Origin of the sequence: Antiquaquibacter metalliresistens, from assembly GCF_029211225.1 — a bacterium.
Classification (GTDB): domain Bacteria; phylum Actinomycetota; class Actinomycetes; order Actinomycetales; family Microbacteriaceae; genus Rhodoglobus; species Rhodoglobus metalliresistens.
Window position 1 is genome coordinate 205,453 of the sequence record NZ_JARGEM010000004.1, and the last position, 16,826, is coordinate 222,278.

Below are 16,826 nucleotides of genomic sequence, written 5' to 3' on the forward strand. Positions count from 1 at the left end.
CAGCAGGCGGCGATCAACGGCATCGGCTGTGATGTAATGGTCGGGTCATCCGAGCAAGGAGTCGCCGTGGCCGCAGGAAACCTCACCGTCGAGCAATTGCGGACCGACGTCGCGGCGGGCGCGATCGACACCGTGATCATCGCCTTCACCGACATGCAGGGCCGTCTGGTCGGCAAGCGGGCGTCGGCGCGGCTCTTCCTCGAAGAGCTCGCCGAGCACGGTGCCGAGGCGTGCAACTACCTGCTCGCCGTCGACGTCGAGAACAACACGGTCGGCGGCTACGCGATCTCCAGCTGGGAGCGCGGCTACGGCGACATGGTGCTCAAGCCCGACCTGCCCACGCTGCGGCGCACGCCCTGGCTGGCGGGCACCGTGATGGTCACGGCCGATCTCACCTGGCTCGACGGCACTCCGGTGAACCCCGACCCGCGGCAGGTGCTCAAGCGGCAGCTCGCCCGCCTCGCCGAGCGCGGCCTCGAGGCCTACGTCGGCACCGAGCTCGAGTTCATCGTCTTCGACGACGGCTATCGGGATGCCTGGGCCAAGAAGTACGAGGGCCTCACCCCGGCCAGCGACTACAACATCGACTACGCGCTCATGGCCTCGAGTCGCATGGAACCGCTGCTGCGCGACATCCGCCTCGGCATGGACGGCGCCGGCATGTACTGCGAGGGCGTCAAGGGCGAGTGCAATCTGGGGCAGCAGGAGATCGCGTTCCGCTACACCGATGCGCTGACCACGTGCGATAACCACTCGATCTACAAGAACGGGGCCAAGGAGATCGCCGACCAGCACGGCAAGGCCCTCACCTTCATGGCCAAGTTCAACGAGCGCGAAGGCAACTCCTGCCACATCCATCTCTCGGTGCGCGGCACCGACGGCACCGCGGTCATGGCCGACCCCGACCGGCCGTACGGCTTCTCGAAGCTCATGGAGCACTGGCTCGCCGGGCAGCTGAAGACCCTGCGCGAACTCACGCTCTTCCTCGCGCCGAACATCAACTCCTACAAGCGCTACGTCGAGGGCAGCTTCGCCCCGACCGCGGTCGCCTGGGGCGTCGACAACCGCACGTGCGCGCTGCGCGTGGTCGGCCACGGTCAATCGCTGCGAGCGGAGAACCGCGTGCCCGGCGGCGACGTCAACCAGTACCTCGCGGTCGCCGCCCTCATCGCCGGCGGCCTCTACGGCATCGAGCACGAGCTCGAACTCGAGCCGATCTTCGAGGGCAACGCCTACGCCTCCGATGCTCCGCGCGTGCCCTCCTCGCTGCGCGAGGCGATGGCGCTCTTCGCCGAGTCCGAGGTCGCCGTCGAGGCCTTCGGTCAGGATGTCGTCGACCACTACCTCAACAACGCGCGTATCGAGCAAGCGGCCTTCGACGCCGCCATCACGGATTGGGAGCGGGTTCGTGGCTTCGAGCGGTTCTGAGCCTTCTGGCGCGCCCGTCCCCGCCGGGCGCGCGTCCGACGAGGCTTCGGCCAAGCCGGCGCCTCGTCGGGCCGCGGGGCCTCTGATCGGACTGACGACGTACCTCGAGCAGGCACAGACCGGGGTGTGGGACGTGCCTGCGTCGTTCCTGCCCAAGGTGTACTTCGAGGCGGTGAACAAGGCCGGTGGCATCGCGGTGCTGCTGCCGCCGCAGCCGGTGACTCCGGAGATCGCGAACCGCGTGCTCGACGGTCTCGACGGGCTCATCATCACGGGTGGCAAGGACGTGAACCCCGAGCGATACGGGCAGCAGCCGCATCCGGCCACCGACGAGCCCCGCCACGATCGCGACGCGTGGGAGGATGCCCTGCTCACCGCCGCGATCGAGCGCGGTCTGCCCTTCCTCGGCATCTGCCGCGGCGCGCAAGTGCTCAATGTCGCGCTCGGCGGCACGTTGCATCAGCACCTGCCCGAGGTGGTCGGCTCCGACCGGTACAACAAGGGCGGCGGGGTGTTCGCGACGAACGCGGTCGCCGTCGAGGGCGGTACGCTCGCGACGATCGTCGGCGACGGTCTCGACGTGAAGTCATACCACCACCAGGCCATCGATGAGCTCGCCGACGGGCTCGTCGTCACCGCGCGGTCCGACGACGGCACGATCCAGGCGGTGGAACTGCCGGCGGTGCCGTTCGGGGTCGCGGTGCAGTGGCATCCCGAAGAGGATGCCGCCGAGGACGTGCGCCTGTTCCAGGGGCTCGTGGACGCTGCGAAGGAGTACCGCCGTGGGTAGCACCACCCTGATCAACCCGGCCGACGAGTCCGTGATCCGCGAGGTCGAGCACACGAGCCTCGAGGCGGTGGATGCCGCGGTCGCCCGAGCGGTGATCGCCCAGCGGGCATGGGCGGCCCTGCCTCCCGTCGAGCGCGCGAACGCCCTGCGCCGGTTCGCCGACGTGGTCGGCGAGCACATCGAGGAACTCGCGGGGCTCGAGGTCGTCAACTCCGGGCATCCCGTCGCCCAGGCGCGCTGGGAGGCCGGGCACGTGCGCGACGTGCTCAACTACTACGCGGCGGCGCCCGAGCGGATGATCGGCAAGCAGATCCCGGTGGCCGGTGGCCTCGACGTGACCTTCCTCGAACCGCTCGGGGTCGTGGGCGTCATCGTGCCGTGGAACTTCCCGATGACGATCGCCGCCTGGGGTTTTGCGCCTGCGCTCGCCGCCGGCAACGCCGTCGTGCTCAAGCCAGCGGACTGGACGCCGCTGACCGCGATCCGCCTCGGCGAGCTCGGCCTCGAGGCGGGGCTGCCCGATGGGCTCTTCCAGGTGCTGCCCGGTCGCGGCTCGGTCGTGGGGGAGCGCTTCGTCACCCATGAGTCGGTGCGCAAGATCGTCTTCACGGGCTCGACCGAGGTCGGCAAGCGCGTGATGGCCGGGTGCGCCGACCAGGTGAAGGCGGTCACGCTCGAGCTCGGCGGCAAGAGCGCCAACGTGGTCTTCGCCGACGCCGACCTCGAGAAGGCCGCGGCGACGGCGCCCTACGCGGTGTTCGAGAACGCGGGGCAGGACTGCTGCGCTCGCAGCCGCATCCTCGTCGAACGCAGCGTCTACGATCGCTTTCTCGAACTGCTCGAGCCCGCCGTCAAGGGCGTGAAGGTCGGGGTGCCGACCGACGAGTCAACCGAGATGGGGCCGCTCGTCTCGAAGGCCCACTTCGAGTCCGTCTCCGGCTACCTCGACGGCGCGAACGTGGCCTTCCGCGGCACCGCGCCCGAGGGCGCCGGGTACTGGTTCGCGCCGACCGTGCTGCTGCCGGGCTCGCGCACTGACCGCACGGTGACGGAGGAGATCTTCGGCCCGGTCGTCTCGGTGCTGCCCTTCGACGACGAGGCCGACGCGATCGCGCTCGCCAACGACTCGATCTACGGCCTGAGCGGCTCGATCTGGACCAGGGATGTCGGCCGCGCCATCCGCGTCGCCCGCGGCGTGGAGAGCGGCAACCTCTCCGTCAACTCGCACTCGAGCGTGCGCTACTCCACGCCATTCGGCGGGTTCAAGCAGTCCGGCCTCGGCCGGGAGCTCGGGCCGGATGCCGCCACAGCCTTCACCGAGACCAAGAACGTCTTCATCGCAACCGACTAGGAACCACATGACCATCGAGAAGATCGACCTCACCCAGCGCCTGAAGGGCAAGGTCGCCGTGATCACCGGCGGCGCGAGCGGCATCGGGCTCGCGACCGCGCGTCGTTTCGCCGCCGAGGGCGCGACCGTCGTGATCGGCGACTTCAACCCCGAGACCGGTCAGGCCGCGGCCGCCGAGGTCGACGGCCTGTTCGTGCAGGTGGATGTCACCGACGAGGCCCAGGTGAACCACCTGTTCGACACCGCGGCCGCCACCTACGGGTCGGTGGACATCGCGTTCAACAACGCCGGCATCTCACCGCCCGACGACGACTCGATCGAGACCACCGAGCTTCCGGCCTGGGAGCGGGTGCAGGACGTGAACCTCAAGTCCGTGTACCTGTGCTCGCGGGCCGCACTGCGGCACATGGTCGCCCAGCAGTCCGGGTCGATCATCAACACGGCATCCTTCGTCGCGGTGATGGGGTCGGCGACCTCGCAGATCTCCTATACCGCCTCCAAGGGTGGCGTGCTCGCGATGACGAAGGAACTCGGCGTGCAGTTCGCGCGGCAGGGCATCCGGGTCAACGCGCTGTGCCCCGGCCCGGTGAACACCCCGCTGCTGCAGGAACTGTTCGCGAAGGATCCGGAGCGCGCGCAGCGACGTCTCGTGCACATCCCGAAGGGCCGGTTCGCCGAGCCCGAGGAGCTCGCAGCCGCGGTCGCGTTCCTCGCCAGTGACGACGCGAGCTTCATCACCGCCTCGACGTTCCTCGTCGACGGCGGCATCAGCTCGGCCTACGTGACGCCCCTGTGATCCCGATCCGGACCGACCACCGGTGAACGACGTGTCCTACGAGGGCCTCGCCGATGAGGTGCTGTTCCGCCCGCTGCGGGGTGCCAACGCCTTCGAGGACACCGTCGCGAGGCTGCTGCAGACGATCCGGCTTGGGGTCGTCGCGCCCGGCGAGGCGCTGCCGTCGGAACGGGACCTCGCGGCGCGGTTCTCGGTGAGCCGCGACACGGTGCGCGATGCCATCCGCTCGCTCTCGGATGCGGGGTACCTCGTCGCGCGCCGAGGCCGCTACGGCGGCACCTTCGTCAGCGACGTGCTCCCGGCCCCGGATGCCGCGCCGCCGGATGCCGCGGAGATCGAGGACGTGCTCGTGCTGCGGGAGATCCTCGAGGTCGGCGCGGCGCGCGCCGCCGCGGCACGGGAGCTGGGTGCGGCGGAGCGCGATCTGCTCTGGACCCGCCTCGGGGAGACCGCCGTGGCATCCATCGACGACTACCGGCGCCTGGACTCCCGGTTGCATCTGACGGTCGGCGAACTCGTCGGCGCACCCTCGCTCGTGTCGCTGCTCGCCGACAATCGCACCCGGGTCAACGGGCTGCTGGACGGCATCCCGCTGTTGGCGCGCAACATCGCGCACTCCAATCAGCAGCACGAGGCGATCGTGGTGGCGATCCTGACCGGCAACCCCGATCGTGCGGCCACCGCGATGAGCGAGCACCTGGCCGGGTCCGCCGCGCTGCTGCGCGCCTTTCTCAGCTAGCGGGCGGCGTCTTCGGCGTGCGCGGCTTCGCCGCGGGCTTGGTCGCTGCGGCCGGGGTGGGCTTCGCGGCCGGTGCCGGTGCCGCCTTCGTTGTGGTCGGTGCCGCCGCGGCGGAGGCGGCCGGGGACGCGGGCGTGGTCGGCGCGTGCCGGTCCACGTAGAGCTGGGCGGCGCGCGTGGCGACGATCAGAAAGCGCACCAGCAGGAACACGAGGCCCGCGATCACCAGCACCGCGAACAGGGTCAGCAGCCCGCCGATGATCGTGCCGACCACGTGGCCGAACCATCCGAAGCCCCACATGCCAGGTCCGTCGTAGCCCATCCGTCACTCCTCCAGTTCGTTCGCCGCGCGGGATTGCTCGATGACACTGCCGACCGCGAGGGCCACGGCGATGCCCCACCCGATCCACATCAGTACGAGGCGCCAGTCTCGCGGACCCTTTCGAGTCGCCTGCACCACACCCCACACCCCGAACAGGGCGCTGAGGATGCTCGTGTTGAAGATGAACTTGCGCACGTAGCCTCCGACCGTCCCCTCCACGCTACCCCGTGCAGCGGGGTGCTCGGTGGGCTCGATACTGGTTTCTTGTGAAGACCGCGGGATTGGGCATCGTGCTGCTCCTCGCCGGCGCGGTGCTCGTGGTCACGGGCATCCTCCCCGCGGCGGGCGCGTTGGCCGTCGCCGAGCGCGTCTGGCCGATCCTGCTCTTCGTGGTCGCGATGACGGTCGTGACGGAGTTGGCAGCGGAGGCGGAGCTGTTCCGCGTGCTCGCCGAACGAGCGGCGACCTGGGGACTGGGCCGCAGCTGGGTGCTCTGGCTGATCGTCGTGGCCATCGCCGTGCTCGCGACCGTGTTCCTCTCGCTCGACACCACGGCGGTGCTGCTCACCCCCGTGGTGGTGCTGCTCGCGCGCCATGTCGGGCTGCCGCCGGTGCCGTTCGCGTTGACCACGGTGTGGCTCGCGAACACCGCGTCGCTGCTGCTGCCGGTCTCTAACCTCACCAACCTGCTCGCGCAGCATCGTCTCGGCGGCATCTCACCGCCCGCGTTCGCCGCGCTCATGTGGGCACCGGCGATCGTCGCGATCGTGGTTCCCATCGCGGTGCTGGCGGTGCTCTATCGGCGATCCTTCGCGAGCCGCTATGTGACGGATGCCCCCGCCCCCGCACCCGACCGCGTGCTGCTGATCGCGAGCGCCGTCGTCGTCGCGCTGCTGCTGCCCGCGCTGGTCTCCGGAGCGCCGGTGTGGATGCCCGCCCTCGCCGCCGCGCTCGGGCTCGGCATCGTCTTCGCGGTTCGTCGCCCGTCGGCGCTGAAGCTCTCCCTGCTGCCCTGGCAGCTCGTGCTGCTGGCGAGCGGCCTGTTCCTCGTGATCGAGGCCTGGCACGCCACCGGACTCGCGCAGCTGCTCTCCTCGCTCGCGGGGGAGGGCGAGGACCCGGTGAGCCTGCTGCGACTCGCCGGCGCCGCGGCCACCGGGGCGAACGCGGTCAACAACCTGCCCGCCTATCTCGCGTTCGAGGCGATCGCCGACAGTCCCGCGCGCATCGCGGCGGTGCTCATCGGAGTGAACGCCGGCTGCTTGGTCACCCCCTGGGCGTCCCTGGCGACACTGCTCTGGCATTCGCGCCTGGTCTCCCTGGGCGTCGAGGTGTCGTGGGCGCGGTTCGCGCTGCTCGGTGTCGGAGTCGCGCCGGCCACGGTGATCCTGGCGACTCTCGCGCTCGCGCTGACAACCTGACCAACTGAGGGTTTGCTGGGTGTTCACCCCGAACTGACCGATCGGACAGGATTCTGACCGATCGGTCAGATACCGTGGATCGCATGTCCAGCCAGGAAGACCTCCGCACCATCGCGCTCGGCGAGTTCGCCACCGCGGGATATGCGGGCACCTCCCTGCAGCGCATCGCGGAACTCGCCGGCCGCTCCAAGTCGAGCGTGCTCTACCACTACGCCTCGAAGGAGGCGCTGCTCGAGGCGGCGATCGGTCCGGCCATCGACCGGATGGCCGCCATCCTCGACCCGATCGAGCGGGCCGGCCTGAGCGAGGACGCCCGTCAGGAGTTCCTCGAGGAGTTCGTGGACTTCCTGCTCCAGCACCGACTCGAGGTGCACATGTTCATCAACCAGGGACCCTCCCTCGTCGATGTGCCCGTGGTCGATCGGGCCAACGCCCTCGTGCGACGCCTCGCCGAGTTCTTCGGCGAGCACACGGCGTCGCTCGAGGAGAAGATGCGCTTCGGCATCGCCCTCGGTGGCGCCGCCTACATGCTGTGCACCGCACAAAGCCTCGGCCTCCCGGCCGAACCCGTCGAGGAGACCAGGGCTGCTCTCCTGACGATCATGGGGGAGTTGCTCTCCCCCGTCCATATCCGCTGACCTCGGATCTCGACTCCGCTCGATCACCGAACAACCACCCTGGGGTAATCGCATGGCAACACTGCTCTACCGAATCGGCCGGTTCTCCTACCGTCACGCCTGGCGCGTCATCGGGGTGTGGGTGCTGCTGCTGGCGGGCATCCTCGGCGGCGGAATCGCCCTCGGCGGACAGACCCAGGAGTCCTTCAGCATCCCGGGCACCGAGTCGCAGAACGCGCTCGACCGGCTCGAGGCGGTGTTCCCGACCGTCGCGGGCGCAGCGGCCCAGGTGGTGCTCGTCGCCCCCGACGGCACCGACGTGACCGACCCCCAGATCACCTCGACGATCGAGGAGCTCGTCACCGAGCTCGGCACCATCGACGGCGTCGAGACGGTGATCTCCCCGTTCAGCGAGTACGCCGGCCAGGCGATCAGCGACGACGAGTCGATGGCGATCGTGCGGGTGCAGTTCGACGGCACCATGTCCGAGGTCACGGATGAGACGCTCGCCGAGGTGGAGAAGGTCGCGCCGATCGCCGAAGACGCCGGCCTCCGGGTGGAGTTCGGCGGCGAGGTCTTCAAGGACACCACGTTCGGCATCACCGTCACCGAGGCCTTCGGCGTGCTGTTCGCCGGCGTCGTGCTCTTCATCACCTTCGGCTCGCTGCTGGCGGCGGGCATGCCGCTGCTCGGCGCCCTGGTCGGCGTCGGCGTCGCGATGGGCGGCATCACCGCCTACACGGCGTTCGCGACCGTCTCGAGCACCGCACCGTTGCTCGCCCTCATGATCGGCCTCGCGGTCGGCATCGACTACGCGCTGTTCATCCTGTCGCGGCATCGAAACCAGCTCGCCGCGGGGGAGGACCCCGAGGAGTCCGCCGCAATGGCCGTCGGCACCGCGGGCAGCGCCGTCGTGTTCGCGGGCGTCACGGTGATCATCGCGCTGCTCGGACTGCTCGTGGTCGGCATCCCGTTCCTCAGCGTCATGGGCGTCGGTGCGGCGTTCGCGGTGCTCATCGCCATCGGCGTCGCCGTCACCCTGCTGCCCGCGCTCATGGGTCTGGCCAAGGGGCGGCTCGCACCGAAGGAGGGCTCGCGGGCCTTCAAGCGTGCGCACACCGGCGCGAACGCGAAGCCGACCATGGGGCTGCGCTGGGTGCGCGGCGTGATGAAGCGCCCCATCCTCGCCGCCGTCGGTGTCGTCGCGGTGCTCGGCACCCTCGCGATCCCGGCGCTCAGCCTCGATCTCAACGTGCCCGACGCGGGTTCCGAGCCGGCCGGCTCGACGCAGCGCGAGGCCTACGACCTCGTCAGCGAGGGGTTCGGGCCCGGGTACAACGGTCCGCTCATCGTCGCGGTGGACATCACCCAGACCGTCGACATCGTGGACGACCTCGAGGGCATCGCGGATCAGTTGCGCGGGCTCGACGACGTCGCCTACGTGCAGCAGGGCTTTCCCGACGAGGGGCTCGACACCGCGATCATCCAGGTGACTCCCGAGAGCGCGCCCGACTCGGCCGAGACCAAGCAGCTGGTGCAGTCCATCCGCGACCTCGCACCCGACATCGAGGCCGAGTACGACACCCCGATCTCCGTGACCGGCACCACGGCGGTCGCGATCGACATCTCCAATCGGCTCACCAGTGCCCTCGTGCCCTTCGCGCTCGTCGTGGTGGGCCTGTCGATCCTGCTGCTGCTCATGGTGTTCCGATCGGTGCTCGTGCCCATCAAGGCCGCGGTCGGCTTCCTGCTCTCCGTCGTCGCCTCGTTCGGCGTGGTCGTGGCGATCTTCCAGTGGGGATGGCTCGGCGATCTCATCGGCGTCGAGAACCCCGGCCCCATCCTGAGCTTCCTGCCGATTCTGCTCATGGCCGTGCTGTTCGGTCTCGCCATGGACTACGAGGTGTTCCTCGTCTCCGGCATGCGCGAGGAGTACGTCAAGACCGGCGACCCCAAGTACGCCATCGAGCGCGGGTTCTCCGGCGCTGCCCGGGTGGTCACGGCGGCAGCGCTCATCATGTTCTTCGTGTTCTTCGCCTTCGTGCCAGAAGGCAGCGGCATGATCAAGCCCATCGCGCTCGGCCTCGCCGTCGGCATCGCGTTCGACGCCTTCCTCGTGCGCATGACCCTCGTTCCCGCACTCATGACCCTGTTCGGCAAGGCGGCGTGGTGGATGCCCAAGTGGCTCGCGCGCGTGCTGCCCGACGTCGACATCGAGGGCGAGCAACTGCGCGAGCACCGTGCCGCCGTCGACTGGGCGCACCACGAGAGCGGCATCTCGATCTCCACCGAGCACCTCGTCTCCGGCTCGCGTGAGCACTCCGTCGGTCCGCTCACGGTGTCGGTGCCGTCCGGTGCGCTGGTGATCGCCAGCGGCGAGCCGGTCGATCGACGGCTTCTCGCGGCGACCCTTGCCGGGCGCCTCGATCCGGTCGCCGGCCGTGCGCAGGTGGCCGGGCATCCCCTGCCGTCGGAGGCCGCGGCGGTGCGCTCGCTGGTCGCTCTCGCCGACGTCGGCGGCATGCAGCGCACCGAGTCCAGCGTGACCATCGCGGACCTGCTCGTCGAACGGCTGGAGATGACGCAGCCGTGGTACCGCGTCTTCACCACACGGCGCACCGCGCGGCGCTGGCTCGGACGGATCAACGCCGTGCTGGAGTCCGAGGCGAGCAAGGTGGGCTGGAGCAGCACCCTCATCGACCTGCCGCAGTTCGAGCGCGCGGTGGCGCTCGCCGCGGTGGCGCTCGCCGAGGGCACCCCGGTGGTCATGCTCGACCAGGTCGACCCGTTTGCAAGCCCCGCGGACGAAGCCCGGTTCATCAGCGCGGTCAGCGCGCTGGCACCTGCCACGACGACGATCGTCGTCGGATCGCCGCTCCCAGCACGCGCCGTCGAGGCCGGGGATGCCGGTGGCCGACCCATCGCCGCGATCGATCTCTATTCACTCCAGACGGAAGGTTCACTGCGATGACATCGCGACGCATCCTGAAATGGGCCGGACTCTCGGCCGTCGTGCTCGTGCCCCTCGCCTTCGCCGGACTCTTCGTCGGCGCGATCGGGGGCGGCAACGAGTCGCTCGAGCACATCCCCGTCGCGGTCGTGAACGAGGACGAGATGCAGACCGTGCCGCAGGCCGACGGCAGCGACCAGATCGTGTTCGCCGGTCGTCAGCTCGTGACCGAGCTCGTCGGCGCGGAGGGCTTCGACTGGACCATCACCAACAGCGAGGATGCCGACGCCGCCCTCAAGGCCGGCGACGTCTACGCCGTGCTCACGGTGCCGAAGAACTTCTCCACCTCCATCCTGTCGCTCTCGGGCGCCGACCCGCAGCAGGCGGACATCTCCATCCGCACCGACGACGCGCACAGCTATCTCACCGGTTCGGTCGCCCAGGTGGTCGGTCAGACCATGACGGACACCTTCGGCAAGGCCATCACTGCGCAGTACATCGGCGGCATCTACTCGAGCCTCGGCGAGCTCGGCGGCTCTCTGACCGCCGCGGCCGACGGCGCGAGCCAGCTCGCGAACGGCGCGGCCTCGCTGTCATCGGGCCTGAGCCAGTACACCGACGGCGTCGATTCGCTCGCCTACGGGCTCTCGCAGCTCGAGGAAGGCGCAGCCGGGCTCTCGCAGCTCAGCGGCGGGGTCTCGCAGTACGCGGGCGGTATCGCGCAGCTCTCCGCGCTCATGTCGTCGATCGACCTGTCGAGCGTCACCGATCCGATGGCGGCGGCTCAGCTGGCCGGCGTGCGCGACGGGCTCGCGCAGGCCGCGAACGGTGGTGCCGCACTGAGCGGTCAGGCCTCGGCGGCGGTCTCGGGCATCCAGTCCGGCATCGCGCAGAGCGCGGACGGCGCCTGGCAGCTCTCCTCCGGCGGTGGCGCGCTCGTCGACGGCGCCAACGGACTCGCCTCCGGTGCCACCGACCTGGCGACCGGCCTCACGGCGGGCGCGGCGCAGATCCCCGCCACCGATGCGGATGCCGCCGCGGCATCCGCCGAGGTCGCCGCGGACCCGGTCGGCCTCTCGGTGACCACGGACAACGCGGTGACCGAGGTCGGGCAGGTCGTCGCGACCTTCTTCGTGCCCCTCGGCCTGTGGATCGGCGCGCTCGCCGTCTTCCTCGTGCTGCGCCCCGTGACGCGACGCGCCCTCGTCTCCACCGCGCGCAACGGGCGCCTCGTGGCGACCGCGATCCTGCGCGCGAGCGCGGTGACGGCCGCGCAGGCGGCGCTGCTCGTGGTGCTGCTGCACGGGGCGATCGGGGTCTCCTGGGCGCTGCTGCCGGCGACCCTCGGGTTCTCGCTGCTCACGGCGCTCGCCTTCACCGCGTTCCACTACCTGCTGACGATCGGGCTCGGTCGTGCCGGCCTCGTCGTGTCGCTGTTCCTGCTGGCGGTGCAGGTGACCTCCACCGGAGGCATCTACCCGATCGAGCTGCTCGCCACCCCGTTCCAGGTGATCAGCCCGTTCCTGCCGCTGACCTGGGCCGTGGACGGCATGCAGGGCATCATCGCCGGCGGCAGCGCAGGCAGCGTGATCGGTTCTGCGCTCGTGCTCGCGGCATTCGGCATCGGCAGCGCGCTCCTGGCGCTCTTCGCGATCCGGCGGACGCGACGGGCGAGCGCGCTCGGACTGGTGCCGGAGACCGCGTAGGTCGCGTCAGGCGGCGTGGTTCGCCGCGTGCCGCTCGGCGGAGACGTCGATCGAGTCCTCGTCGTTGCGACGGCGCAGCAACTCGGCCTCGACGTGCTTCCAGATGCGCCGGTATTCCTCTTCCCCGGGGTCGATGGGATTGGCGCGGCGGCCGGTCATGGGCGCGGTGTGCTCGTCGGTGGGCGCCTCGGCCCCATCGGCCGGCGCGTCGACCTCGGGCGTCGGCTCGAGGGCGGCCGCGACATCCCACGCGATCGTGTCGGCGACGGTGGAGACGAACACCGCGTCGTCGGCGCCGGGACGGCCGAGCGTGATGCGGAAGCTGCCACCCGGGCCGAACAGCGCGAACAGCCGCTCTCGCATGAGGTCGTAGACGGCCTGCTGATCGGGGTGCACGCCCCCATTGTGGGGGACCGTCTTGCTGCCTCCGAGCCCAACACGCCGCCTAGAGCCAGCCTCGGCGCTTGAAGACGACGTAGAGGCCGACGGCGGAGACGAGCATGAGCCCGAGCGCGAAAGGGTAGCCCCAAGGCTGTTCGAGCTCCGGCATGAACCGGAAGTTCATGCCGTAGATCGCGGCGACGAGGGTGGGCGCGAACAGGATGGCGGCCCACCCGGAGATCTTCTTGACCTGCTCGCCCTGCTCGACGCTCGTCGCCGAGAGGCTGCGCATCTCGTCGTTCTGGTTCTGCGCGACCATCGTCGACTGCACGGTCAGTGCGTTCTGCAGCAGGGCGCGGAAGGAGTCCGCGCGCTCGACGGTCTTGATGGCGTGATCGAGCACGTCGCGCAGGTTGCGCCGGAGCTCGACGTCGACGTCGTACTTCTCGTAGCCGGCCTCCAGTGCGGCGAGCATGCCGATCAGCGGCTGCGTGGCGCGCTGGAATGCCATGGTCTCCCGCGCGAGTTCGTAGATGCGCCGCGAGACGGCGGCGTCGCCGCTGAAGAGCTGGTCCTCGATCTCGTCGATGTCGTTCTCGAGGCCCGCGATCACGGGGTGGTATTCGTCGACGACCTCGTCGAGCACCGCATAGAGCACCGCCTGCGGGCCGAGGGCGAGCAGCTCCGGCTGGGCTTCGAGGCGCTTGCGCACGCGGCCGAGATCGGGGGACTCGGCGTGGCGCACCGTGATCGCGAAGTTCGGCCCGACGAAGAGGTGCACCTCGCCGAACTCCACCTGCTCGGGCGCATCCAGGTAGCGAGCCGGTCGCAGCACCACGAACAGCGTCTCGCCGTACCGCTCCAGCTTCGGTCGTTGGTGGCCCTGCAGTGCGTCTTCGACGGCGAGCGGGTGCAGGCCGAACTCGTCGGCGACCGCGGTGAGCTCGTCATCGGTGGGCCGGTAGAGGCCGATCCACGCGAAGCCGCCGCCGGTGTGCAGCGCCTCGAAGGTGCGGTCGAGGTCGACGGTGCGCGATTCGCGCACGCCGTTGCGATAGATCGCCGACTCGACGATGGGCATGGTCGCCCTCCTCCCGGGCCCGACTGCACCCGCGATCAGGATACGGCGGTCGCACCGGGCCGCGGGGCGAGATGCCCGCGAGCGAAGGCGAGTGTCTCGGCGAGCAGCTCGACTCGTCCCTGTTCGGTGCGCGCCCTGCGGGTGTTCACTTCGGCGGTGATCGAGCCCGACCAGCCGGTGTCGGCGAGATGGCGCAGCACCTGGGCGACCGGTTCGGTGCCGCGGCCCGGCGCGAGGTGCTCGTCGATCACCTTGCCCTCGGCCATCGAGCCGCTGCCGTCGCACAGGTGCAGGTGTCGCAGCCTGGGTCCCATCGCGAGCGCGAGCTCGAGCGAGTCCCGGCCGGTGAGGGATGCGTGGGAGAAGTCGAGCGTCATCGCCGCGACATCCAGCACGGTCGGGTCTGGACTCGGGGCATAGGCCGTCACGGACCTGCCGCGCAGCCCCCACGGGAACATGTTCTCCACGGCGACCTCGACGTCGTAGCGCTCGGCGGTCTCGCGCACGATGCGCTCGAAGTTGACGGCATAGCCGGCCTGCCAGCGGAACGGGGGATGCACGACCACCGTCGGCGCCCCGACATCGACGGCGAGCTGCGCCGACCGCTCGAGTTTCACCTGCGGGTCGCGGCCCCACACGAAGCTCGTCAGCAGCAGCACGGGCGCGTGGATGGCCAGGATGGGCAGCCCGAACCGTCGGGACGCCGAGCGCAGACCCGAGGCATCCCGGCTGGCAGCGTCGCCCGTGACCATGATCTCCATGCCGTCGAAGCCGACCTCCGCGGCGAGCCGGAAACCCTGCTCCGGCGGCGACGGCAGCGTGCACGAGGTGCTCATTCCGACGGCGATCACGCCAGAGATGCTAGCCCGCCCGCCCGAACGCAGCCATCGGGGTCCGGTAACGTGGAAGTACATGGCCTCCCCCGGATCGACGCTCTACCACTTCGTCGTGGTCTCGAACCGCCTACCCGTCGACCATTCGACGGCGGCGGACGGCACCACGACCTGGACCCGCTCGCCCGGCGGCCTCGTCACCGCGCTCGAACCGGTGATGCGGGATGCCGACGGCGCCTGGGTCGGTTGGGTGGGTCAGCCGGATGTCGAGATCGCGCCGTTCGAGATCGACGGCATGCATCTGGTGCCGGTCACCCTCAGTCAGCAGGACTACGAGGAGTACTACGAGGGCTTCAGCAACGACACCCTCTGGCCGCTCTATCACGACGTGATCGCCTCACCGGCCTATCACCGGGTGTGGTGGGAGCGCTACGTCGCGGTCAATCAGCGGTTCGCGGATGCCGCGGCCGCCGTCTCCGCCGACGGCGCCACCGTGTGGGTGCAGGACTACCAGCTGCAACTCGTGCCCAGGATGCTGCGCGAGTCGAGGCCGGACCTGACGATCGGCTTCTTCGACCACATCCCGTTCCCCCCGTACGGCATCTTCGCCCAGCTGCCGTGGCGCACGCAGATCATCGAGGGGCTGCTCGGCGCGGACGTCATCGGCTTCCAGCGCGTGGCCGACGCCGGCAACTTCTTCAGCGCGGTGCGCCGGCTCACCACCCATGCCACCCGCAGTCCCGCGATCGAGGTGGCCGCCCCCGGCGAGCCGACGCGCACCGTCGTGGCGCGGCCGTTCCCGATCTCGATCGATGCTGCCGGCTTCGAGGCGCTCGCCCGTCGGCAGGACGTGCAAGACCGCGCCCGCCAGATCCGCGCGGACCTCGGCAACCCGCGCACGGTCATCCTCGGTGTCGACCGGCTCGACTACACGAAGGGCATCGGCCACCGGCTCAAGGCCTTCGGCGAGCTGCTGCAGGAGCGACGGGTCGACGTCGAGCAGATCACGCTGGTGCAGGTCGCCAGCCCGAGCCGCGAGCGCGTCGAGGCGTACATGCATCTGCGCGACGAGATCGAGCTGACGGTGGGGCGCATCAACGGCGACTACTCGACCATCAGCCACACCGCGATCAGCTACCACCACCACGGCTACCCCCGTGAGGAGATGGTGGCGCTGTATCTGGCCGCCGACATCCTGCTGGTCACCGCGCTGCGCGACGGCATGAACCTCGTGGCCAAGGAGTACGTGGCCTCGCGCTTCGACGACGACGGCGTGCTCGTGCTGAGCGAGTTCACCGGGGCATCCGACGAACTCAAACGTGCACTGCTCGTCAACCCGCACGACATCGACGGGCTGAAGGATGCCATCGTGACCGCCATCGAGATGCCACGACGCGAGCGGGCGGCGCGCATGCGATCCATGCGCAAGCGGGTGAGCGAGAACGACGTCGCGCGCTGGTCGAGCAACTTCCTCGCCACCCTCGAACAGGCCAAGACCACGCGCTATCAACGCATCGCACCGGCCAGGCTCCCCGACGAACTCGAATGGACCGTCGATCGGCGGTGGAGCAACTGACCATGGTCGACGTCGACACGCCGCCCAGTTTCTCCCGATTGCCCGAACCGCTCGTGGGGGCCCTGCGCGAACTTGCGCGGGTGAAGCGACTGCTCGTGGCCCTCGACTTCGACGGCACGCTCGCGCCCGAGGTCGACGACCCCGAGAAGGCGCGCGCGCTGCCCGAGGCCCGCGCCGCCGTGCTGCGCCTGCTCCGGATGCCAGACACCCGCGTCGCGCTCGTCTCCGGCCGCGCGCTGAAGAGCCTCGAACACGTCGCCGACCTGCCCGACACGGTGCTGCTCGTCGGTTCGCACGGCATCGAGATCCGCCTCGATTCCCCCGACGACCAGTTCGACCTGGACAGCGATGAGCAGCACCGCGTGGAGTTGCTCAACTCGGTGCTCGGCGAGGTCGCGGACGCCGTCGACCAGGTGTGGCTCGAGCCGAAGCCTGCCGGTTTCGCGCTGCACACCCGCATGGCGACCGAGGCCAACAGCAGGATCGCCCACCTCGTCGCGCGCAGCGAGGCCAGTGCCGAGGTGACCGGCCTCACCATCCGCGAGGGCAAGAACGTGCTCGAGTTCTCCGTGCGGTCGACCACGAAGGGCGAAGCCGTGGAGCACCTGCGGCAGTACACGCACGCGGATGCCGTCTTCTACGCCGGCGACGACGTGACGGACGAGGACGCCTTCGCCGCCTTGAACCCCGACGACGTGGGGCTCAAGAGCGGGTCGGGCAGCACCCTGGCGAACTTCAGGGTCGGCGGTCCCGCCGAGGTTGCGCGCACCCTGGCACTGCTCGCGGACCTGCGCGAAGGCGACGTGCACGAACAGTAGGGCGAGACCGGGCGGGT

16 protein-coding genes are annotated in these 16,826 nt (G+C 69.9%); 11 read left to right on the forward strand and 5 right to left on the reverse strand.

The annotated features are described in order from the left end of the window. Positions 1–66 precede the first annotated feature (66 nt). From PYV02_RS09040 to PYV02_RS09060, 5 genes are all read left to right on the forward strand, one after another. Positions 67–1,428, forward strand: a complete 1,362-nt coding sequence (locus tag PYV02_RS09040) for a glutamine synthetase family protein (RefSeq protein WP_420833608.1) — start codon at positions 67–69, stop codon at positions 1,426–1,428. A gap of 82 nt (positions 1,429–1,510) precedes the next feature. Next, positions 1,511–2,218, forward strand: a complete 708-nt coding sequence (locus tag PYV02_RS09045; protein WP_275758710.1) for a gamma-glutamyl-gamma-aminobutyrate hydrolase family protein — start codon at positions 1,511–1,513, stop codon at positions 2,216–2,218. Continuing rightward, positions 2,211–3,569, forward strand: coding sequence for an aldehyde dehydrogenase family protein (locus PYV02_RS09050; RefSeq protein ID WP_275758320.1), 1,359 nt, complete (start codon positions 2,211–2,213; stop codon positions 3,567–3,569). Before PYV02_RS09045 ends, PYV02_RS09050 begins: the two co-directional genes overlap by 8 nt. A 7-nt stretch (positions 3,570–3,576) precedes the next feature. Beyond that, the gene (locus PYV02_RS09055) at positions 3,577–4,365 is read left to right on the forward strand and encodes a 3-oxoacyl-ACP reductase (protein ID WP_275758322.1); all 789 of its coding nucleotides are present in this window, start codon (positions 3,577–3,579) and stop codon (positions 4,363–4,365) included. 22 nt (positions 4,366–4,387) lie between these two features. Further along, on the forward strand, positions 4,388–5,104 hold the full coding sequence (locus tag PYV02_RS09060) for a FadR/GntR family transcriptional regulator (protein WP_275758324.1): 717 nt from the start codon (positions 4,388–4,390) through the stop codon (positions 5,102–5,104). On the opposite strand, the gene PYV02_RS09065 is transcribed toward PYV02_RS09060, so the two are convergent. After that, positions 5,097–5,426: a hypothetical protein gene (locus PYV02_RS09065; protein WP_275758326.1), complete on the reverse strand. Its 330-nt coding sequence runs from the start codon at positions 5,424–5,426 to the stop codon at positions 5,097–5,099. The two genes, PYV02_RS09060 and PYV02_RS09065, sit on opposite strands and share 8 nt — an antisense overlap. Positions 5,427–5,429: 3 nt before the next feature. After that, positions 5,430–5,621 carry a hypothetical protein gene (locus PYV02_RS09070; protein ID WP_275758327.1) on the reverse strand — a complete coding sequence of 64 codons (192 nt, stop codon included), beginning with the start codon at positions 5,619–5,621 and terminating at the stop codon, positions 5,430–5,432. 71 nt (positions 5,622–5,692) lie between these two features. Between PYV02_RS09070 and PYV02_RS09075 the strand changes: the two genes are divergently transcribed. The 4 genes from PYV02_RS09075 (at position 5,693) to PYV02_RS09090 (ending at position 12,120) form a co-directional block, all read left to right on the forward strand. Next, on the forward strand, positions 5,693–6,847 hold the full coding sequence (locus PYV02_RS09075; protein WP_275758330.1) for an ArsB/NhaD family transporter: 1,155 nt from the start codon (positions 5,693–5,695) through the stop codon (positions 6,845–6,847). An 83-nt stretch (positions 6,848–6,930) separates the two neighbouring features. After that, positions 6,931–7,485, forward strand: coding sequence for a TetR/AcrR family transcriptional regulator (locus PYV02_RS09080; RefSeq protein WP_275758332.1), 555 nt, complete (start codon positions 6,931–6,933; stop codon positions 7,483–7,485). Between the two features lie 52 nt (positions 7,486–7,537). Then, positions 7,538–10,435, forward strand: coding sequence for an MMPL family transporter (locus PYV02_RS09085; protein ID WP_275758334.1), 2,898 nt, complete (start codon positions 7,538–7,540; stop codon positions 10,433–10,435). Beyond that, positions 10,432–12,120, forward strand: a complete 1,689-nt coding sequence (locus tag PYV02_RS09090; protein WP_275758336.1) for a YhgE/Pip family protein — start codon at positions 10,432–10,434, stop codon at positions 12,118–12,120. Before PYV02_RS09085 ends, PYV02_RS09090 begins: the two co-directional genes overlap by 4 nt. 6 nt (positions 12,121–12,126) lie before the next feature. Here PYV02_RS09090 and PYV02_RS09095 read toward each other — a convergent pair whose 3' ends face one another. The 3 genes from PYV02_RS09095 to PYV02_RS09105 are packed head-to-tail and all read right to left on the reverse strand — an operon-like array spanning position 12,127 to position 14,433. After that, positions 12,127–12,516, reverse strand: coding sequence for a hypothetical protein (locus tag PYV02_RS09095; protein ID WP_275758338.1), 390 nt, complete (start codon positions 12,514–12,516; stop codon positions 12,127–12,129). Positions 12,517–12,565: 49 nt separating this feature from the next. Further along, positions 12,566–13,582 carry a magnesium/cobalt transporter CorA gene (corA, locus tag PYV02_RS09100; protein WP_275758340.1) on the reverse strand — a complete coding sequence of 339 codons (1,017 nt, stop codon included), beginning with the start codon at positions 13,580–13,582 and terminating at the stop codon, positions 12,566–12,568. Between the two features lie 35 nt (positions 13,583–13,617). Further along, the gene (locus PYV02_RS09105) at positions 13,618–14,433 is read right to left on the reverse strand and encodes a sugar phosphate isomerase/epimerase family protein (RefSeq protein ID WP_275758341.1); all 816 of its coding nucleotides are present in this window, start codon (positions 14,431–14,433) and stop codon (positions 13,618–13,620) included. 61 nt (positions 14,434–14,494) lie between these two features. Here PYV02_RS09105 and otsA point away from each other — a divergent pair, with 61 nt between their 5' ends. Beyond that, positions 14,495–15,991 (forward strand): alpha,alpha-trehalose-phosphate synthase (UDP-forming), encoded by a 1,497-nt coding sequence (otsA, locus tag PYV02_RS09110; RefSeq protein WP_275758343.1) that lies wholly within the window; start codon positions 14,495–14,497, stop codon positions 15,989–15,991. After that, positions 15,961–16,809: a trehalose-phosphatase gene (otsB, locus tag PYV02_RS09115; RefSeq protein WP_275758345.1), complete on the forward strand. Its 849-nt coding sequence runs from the start codon at positions 15,961–15,963 to the stop codon at positions 16,807–16,809. The genes otsA and otsB overlap by 31 nt, the downstream gene beginning before the upstream one ends. Positions 16,810–16,826 lie beyond the last annotated feature (17 nt).

Excerpts from the sequence above, each read along its gene's own strand:
- PYV02_RS09055 (WP_275758322.1), top strand. The coding sequence starts at position 3,577 with ATGACCATCGAGAAGATCGACCTCACCCAGCGCCTGAAGGGCAAGGTC.
- PYV02_RS09090 (WP_275758336.1), top strand. The coding sequence starts at position 10,432 with ATGACATCGCGACGCATCCTGAAATGGGCCGGACTCTCGGCCGTCGTG.
- PYV02_RS09080 (WP_275758332.1), top strand. The coding sequence starts at position 6,931 with ATGTCCAGCCAGGAAGACCTCCGCACCATCGCGCTCGGCGAGTTCGCC.
- PYV02_RS09085 (WP_275758334.1), top strand. The coding sequence starts at position 7,538 with ATGGCAACACTGCTCTACCGAATCGGCCGGTTCTCCTACCGTCACGCC.
- otsB (WP_275758345.1), top strand. The coding sequence starts at position 15,961 with ATGGACCGTCGATCGGCGGTGGAGCAACTGACCATGGTCGACGTCGAC.
- otsA (WP_275758343.1), top strand. The coding sequence starts at position 14,495 with ATGGCCTCCCCCGGATCGACGCTCTACCACTTCGTCGTGGTCTCGAAC.
- corA (WP_275758340.1), bottom strand. The coding sequence starts at position 13,582 with ATGCCCATCGTCGAGTCGGCGATCTATCGCAACGGCGTGCGCGAATCG.
- PYV02_RS09065 (WP_275758326.1), bottom strand. The coding sequence starts at position 5,426 with ATGGGCTACGACGGACCTGGCATGTGGGGCTTCGGATGGTTCGGCCAC.